Below are 5,731 nucleotides of genomic sequence, written 5' to 3' on the forward strand. Positions count from 1 at the left end.
CCGCGGCGGGGCTGCGCGCCACGATCCTGCCCGATCTGCCGGCGCCGACCGGCACCGGCGCCGACACCGCCGCGGCGGCCGCCGCGCTGCGCCGGGCTGGCGTGGACCTGATCCTGTTCGCGGGCGGGGACGGCACGGCGCGCGACGTGGTCGGCGCCGTGGGCACGGAGGTGCCGATCCTCGGCGTGCCGACCGGCGTGAAGATGCACTCCGCCGTGTTCGGCAACAGCCCGCTGGCCGCAGGCAGCACCGCCGCGCAGTTCCTGGACGGCAGCGGCATCCGCCTGCGGGAGGCGGAGGTGATGGACATCGACGAGGCCGCGCTGCGCGAGGGCCGCGTCTCAGCCCGCCTCTACGGCCTGGCCCGCGTGCCGCATGCGCGTGCGCTGATGCAGGCCTGCAAGGGGGCGGCGCGGCCCGATGATGAGGCGGCGCTGGATGCGCTGGCCCGCGTGATTGTCCGCGACTGGCCGGCAGACCGGCTGATGATCCTGGGCTGCGGCACCACCACGCGACGCATCAAGCGCGCGCTGGGATTCGAGGGCACGCTGCTCGGCGTGGACGTCGCGCTCGGCGGCCGCCCCATCGCGCTCGACGCGACGGAGGCGCAGCTGCTGCGCCTGCTGGACCGCGCGGGGGCAGGGGGCGCCGGCATCGTCGCCTCGGTCACCGGCGGGCAGGGATTCCTGTTCGGGCGCGGCAACCAGCAGATCAGCGCGGAGGTGATCCGCCGCGTCGGCCGCCCCAACATCATGGTGGTGACCGGCGCCGCCAAGCTGGCGGCGCTGGACCCGCCGGTGCTGCATGTCGACACCGGCGAGGCCGAGGTCGATGCGATGCTGGCGGGCTACATCCAGGTGCACACCGCGCCGGGACAGCGCATGGTGATGCGCATCGCGGCGCCGGCCAACTGACGGGAAGGGAGAGGCGTATGGCACACCCCTGGATGGCGAATGCGACGCCGGAGGCGAAGGCGGCGATGCTCGCCGCGATCGGCGCGCCGGACATCGAATCGCTCTTCGCGCAGATCCCGGCGGAGCACCGCTTCCGCGGCAGGCTGGATCTGCCGCCGGCGCTGGCCAGCGAGGTCGCGCTGAAGCGCCACATGCTGGACCTGCTGAAGAAGAACCGGGACTGCGAGCAGGACCTGTCCTTCCTGGGCGCCGGCATCTGGCAGCACCATGTGCCCGCCATCGTGGACGAGGTGGTGGGGCGGACGGAGTTCCTCACCAGCGTCTGGGGCACGCCGATGTCCGACCACGGCCGCAACCAGGCCTGGTTCGAGTTCTGCTCCATGATGGGCGAGCTCGTCGGCCTCGAATTCGTCGGCCTGCCCGTCTATTCCTGGGGCTGCGCCATCGGCAACGCCGTGCGCATGGCGGCGCGGCTGAACGGAAGGCGCGAGGTGCTGGTGCCCGCCGGCATGGATCCGGAGCGGCTGGACGTGCTGCGCCAGTATTGCGAGCCGGAAGGCAGCCACGGCCACATCGCCGTCGTGCCGGTGGCCTTCGAGCAGGCCAGCGGCATGCTCGACATGGCGGACCTGAAGGCGAAGCTCTCGGCCAGGACCGCTGCGGTCTACATCGAGAACCCCGGCTTCCTCGGCGTGATCGAGGCGCGCGGCGCGGAGATCGGCAAGCTGGCCCATGCGGCGGGCGCGGAGTTCATCGTCGGCGTCGATCCGATCTCGCTCGGCGTGCTGGCGCCACCCGGCGACTACGGCGCGGACATCTGCGTCGGCACCATCCAGACGCTGGGCGCGCACATGTCCGCGGGCGGCGGCGCGGGCGGCTTCATCGCGTCGCGCGACGAGGAGCGCTACGCGCGCGAATACCCGACGCTCAACATCTCCATTGCGCCCACCGACAAGCCCGGCGAGCACGGCTTCGCGCTGAGCCTCGCGCACCAGTCCAGCTACGGCATGCGGGAGGAAGGCAAGGACTGGACCGGCAACTCGGTGTACCTGACGACCATCGGCTGCGCCGCCTACATGGCGCTGCTCGGGCCGCAGGGCTTCCGCGAGGTCGGCGAGGTGATCGTGCAGCGCAGCCATCATGCGGCGCATGTGCTGGGCGGCATCAAGGGGCTGCGCATCGCCTTCCCCTGCGGCTACTTCAAGGAGTTCGTGGTGAACTTCGACGGCACCGGGAAGACCGTGGGTCAGGTGAACGACGCACTGCGCGCGAAGGGCATCTTCGGCGGCCGTGACCTCTCGGCCGACTTCCCCGCCCTCGGCCAGAGCGCGCTCTACGCCGTGACGGAAATGCACACCGCCAACGACATCGCGCGGCTCGCCGCCGCCCTGCAGGAGATCGTGGCATGAGCGACGTGACGCCCCGCGAATACCACCAGGCCCGCTGGAACGAGCCGGTGGTGATGGAGCTCGGCGCGCCCGGCCGGCGCGGCATCACCTTCGCCGCGCCGGAGGCGGCGGTGCAGGCCGTCGGCCCCGCCGCCGACCTGCTGCCGCCCGCGATGCGCCGCAAGGTGCCGCCCGTGCTGCCGGAGATGACGGAGCACGACACGCTGCGGCACTACGTCCGCCTCTCGCAGCAGGTGCTGGGCATGGTCGGCATCAGCCTCTTCGGCACCTGCACCATGAAGTACAACCCGCGCGTCAGCGAGGCGCTGGGCCTGCGCCCGCAGATGGCGGAGCTGCACCCGCTGCAGCATCCCTCCACCCTGCAGGGCCTGCTCGAGATCGTCTGGAACTTCGAGCAGATCCTGAAGGCGCTGTCCGGCATGGATCGCTTCACCTTCCAGGCGGCCGGCGGCGCGGATGCAGCCTACACCCATGTCTGCGTCACCCGCGGCTGGCTGGAGGCGACCGGGCAGCTCGGGCAGCGCGACGAGATCGTCACCTCGATCCAGGCGCATCCCTGCAACCCCGCCACCGCGGCCGCCGGCGGCTTCAAGGTGATCACCCTGCCGCTGGAGGAAGGCGGCTACCCCAGCGTGGAGGCGCTGAAGGCCGCGATCGGCCCGCGCACCGCGGCGCTGATGATCAACAACCCCGACGACATGGGCATCTACAACCCGCACATGAAGGAATGGGTGCGGCTGGTGAAGGAAGCCGGCGCGCTGGCCTTCTACGACCACGCCAACTTCAACGGCGTGATGGGCAAGATCCGCGCCCGCGACCTGGGCTTCGACGCCTGCATGTTCATGCTGCACAAGACCTTCGGCGGCCCGAAGGGCGGCGGCGGCCCCGCAACCGGCGCCTATGGCTGCACCGAGGAGCTGGCGCGCTTCCTGCCGAAGCCGATGGTGAACAAGACCGCCTCCGGCTTCACGCTCGACCTGCCGGAGAAGAGCGTCGGCAAGGTGCGCGAATTCATGGGCAACCTGCACATCGTGATGCGCGCCTATGCCTGGGCGCGCGGCATGGGCGCTGAGGGCATCAACGAGGCCTCCGACATCTCGGTCCTCGCCAACAACTACATGGAGAAGGGCCTGCTCGCGATCCGCGGCGTGTCGAAGTCGCACCCGACGATCGACGGGCCGCGCATGGAGATGACACGCTACTCGCTGGGCACGCTGAAGGAGGAGACGGGCATCGGCGTCGGCGAGGTCGCGAACCGCATGACCGACTACGGCGTGGACGCCCCCTGGCTGGCCCACGAGCCCTGGCTGTTCCCCGAGCCCTTCACGCCGGAAGCCGGCGAGCTCTGGTCGAAGGAGGACATCGACACCTGGGTCGCCGTGGTGCGCAAGGTTTGCGAGGAAGCCTATGCCAACCCGGATGTTGTGAAGTCCGCGCCGCACAACGCCGCCATCGCCAAGGTGAATGGCGAAGGCTGCGAGGATCCCGCGCGCTGGGCCACCACCTGGCGCGCCTATCTTCGCAAGCACCGCGGCCAGGCGCAGCAGCAGGCGGCGGAGTGACGGCTCCGAAGCCCTGGGAGTGGCCGGAGGAACGTTGGCGCGGCCTCGTCGCCCGCGTTCGTGCCGGCCGGCGGCTGCGCCCGCCATCCTGGCCGGGTGGCGCGCGCTGCGCCGTCGCGCTCTCCTTCGACTGCGACCATGAGACCTTCGAGATGGGCGCGGGCGGGGAGGCGATCGGCCGCCTGGCCTGGGGCGAGTTCGGCCGGCGCGTCGGCGTGCCGCGCATCCTCTCCGTGCTGGAGCGTCACGGCGCGCCCGCCACCTTCTTCTGCCCCGCCGTCGCCGCGCTGATCGGGCCGGAGGAGCCGGCGCGAATCGCCGCGGCCGGCCACGAGATCGGCATCCATGGCTGGATCCACGAGAATACCTCGCTGCTCGACGCGGCGACCGAGCGGGAGCTGATACTGCGCGCGCGCGACACGCTGGCGAAGCTCTCCGGCCGCGATCCCGTCGGCCACCGCGCCGCGCAATGGGACACCAGCCCGCACACCGTGGCCACGGTGAAGGAACTCGGCCTGCTCTACGACAGCAGCCTGATGGCGGATGAGGAACCTTATGAGCTGCTGCTGGACGGCGCGCCGACCGGCCTCGTCGAGATCCCGGTGGAGTGGCTGCGCGACGACGCCGTCTACTTCCTGTTCAACCGCAACCCCGCGACGCGCCCCTACGCGACGCCGGAGGACGTGTTGCGCATCTTCCTGCGCGAATTAGACGCGGCGTGGGAGGAGGGCAGCGTCTTCCAGCTGGTCATGCATCCCTTCGTCATCGGCTATCGCAGCCGCATCTGGATCCTGGAAGAGATCCTGCGCCACGCGGCCGCCAAGGGCGGCTGCTGGTTCGCCACCCATGCCGATGTTGCCCGCCACGCGCTGACCCATGCCGCCTGAACCCACGCTGACCTGGCACGACGCATCCGGCGCCGCGCGCGAGATCGCGATCGCACCCGGCCAGACCGTCGCCGCCGTGCTCGCCGCCGCCGGCATCCGGGAGTTGCGCGCGACGCGCCGCGGCCTGGATGGCGAGGGGCGCGGCCTCTTCTGCGGCATGGGTGTCTGCCAGGATTGCCTGGTGGAGGTGGACGGCGCCCCCAACGCGCGCGCCTGCATGACCAAGGCCGCCACCGGGATGCAGCTGCGCCACCAGGACTTCCCCGGCGCGGCGCGGGTGCCCATCGGCGCCGTCCCTCCGCCCGACGATGGCCCGCTGCCGACGCCCGAGGTCGTGGACCTGCTGATCCTCGGCGGCGGCGCCGGCGGCCTCTCCGCCGCCATTGCCGCGCGGCGCTGCGGCCTCGAGGTGCTGCTGCTGGAGGAGCGGCCAGCGCTCGGCGGCCAGTACTACAAGCAGCCCGCGCCCGGCACCGGCGCGCCGCCACTCGATGCCCAGCAATCCGAGGGCGCCGCGCTGGCCGTCGCCGCGGAAGCCTCCGGCGCTCGCATCCTGCGCGGGGCGGAGCTGTGGGGCGCCTTCGACCTGGACCGGCTCGCGGTGTTCGACGGGCGGCGCACGCGGCTGGTCGCGCCGCGCGCGATGATCGTGGCGGCCGGCGCCTATGAGCGCCCGCATGTCGTGCCGGGCTGGACGCTGCCAGGCGTGATGACCACGGGGGCCGCGCAGACGCTGTGGCGCAGCTACCGCACGCTGCCCGGCCGGCGCGTGCTGGTCGCGGGCAACGGGCCGCTCAACCTGCAGGTCGCCTGCGAACTGGCGGAGGCAGGTGCCGAGGTCGTGGCCGTGGCGGAGGCATCGCCGCCGCCGCGCCTGCGCTGGCGCGAGGCGCTGGCCATGGCGGCCGCCGACCTGGCGCTGGCGGCCAAGGGCGCGCGCTATGTCGCCACCCTGGCGC

5 protein-coding genes are annotated in these 5,731 nt (G+C 72.1%); all 5 read left to right on the top strand.

What is annotated here, in order from left to right; genetic code table 11:
- The coding region (locus OZN99_RS23720) for an ATP-NAD kinase family protein (RefSeq protein ID WP_270937726.1) at nt 1-914 on the top strand (914 nt) is incomplete at its 5' end.
- A 17-nt stretch (nt 915-931) separates the two neighbouring features.
- Nucleotides 932-2,323: an aminomethyl-transferring glycine dehydrogenase subunit GcvPA gene (gene gcvPA / locus OZN99_RS23725; RefSeq protein WP_270937727.1), complete on the top strand. Its 1,392-nt coding sequence runs from the start codon at nt 932-934 to the stop codon at nt 2,321-2,323.
- Nucleotides 2,320-3,885 carry an aminomethyl-transferring glycine dehydrogenase subunit GcvPB gene (gene gcvPB, locus OZN99_RS23730; RefSeq protein ID WP_270937728.1) on the top strand — a complete coding sequence of 522 codons (1,566 nt, stop codon included), beginning with the start codon at nt 2,320-2,322 and terminating at the stop codon, nt 3,883-3,885. Before gcvPA ends, gcvPB begins: the two co-directional genes overlap by 4 nt.
- A complete protein-coding gene (locus OZN99_RS23735) occupies nt 3,882-4,772 on the top strand; it encodes a polysaccharide deacetylase family protein (RefSeq protein ID WP_270937729.1) in 891 nt (296 codons plus the stop codon). The genes gcvPB and OZN99_RS23735 overlap by 4 nt, the downstream gene beginning before the upstream one ends.
- Nucleotides 4,762-5,731 (top strand): 2Fe-2S iron-sulfur cluster-binding protein (locus OZN99_RS23740; protein WP_270937730.1); only part of this gene is annotated, 970 nt, incomplete at its 3' end. The genes OZN99_RS23735 and OZN99_RS23740, both read left to right, overlap by 11 nt.

Source organism: Falsiroseomonas oryzae, from assembly GCF_027856955.1.
In the GTDB taxonomy this organism is placed as follows: domain Bacteria; phylum Pseudomonadota; class Alphaproteobacteria; order Acetobacterales; family Acetobacteraceae; genus Falsiroseomonas; species Falsiroseomonas oryzae.

Bases quoted from the DNA above. Each gene is read 5' to 3' on its own strand.
- gcvPB (WP_270937728.1), top strand. From the start codon at position 2,320: ATGAGCGACGTGACGCCCCGCGAATACCACCAGGCCCGCTGGAACGAG.
- gcvPA (WP_270937727.1), top strand. From the start codon at position 932: ATGGCACACCCCTGGATGGCGAATGCGACGCCGGAGGCGAAGGCGGCG.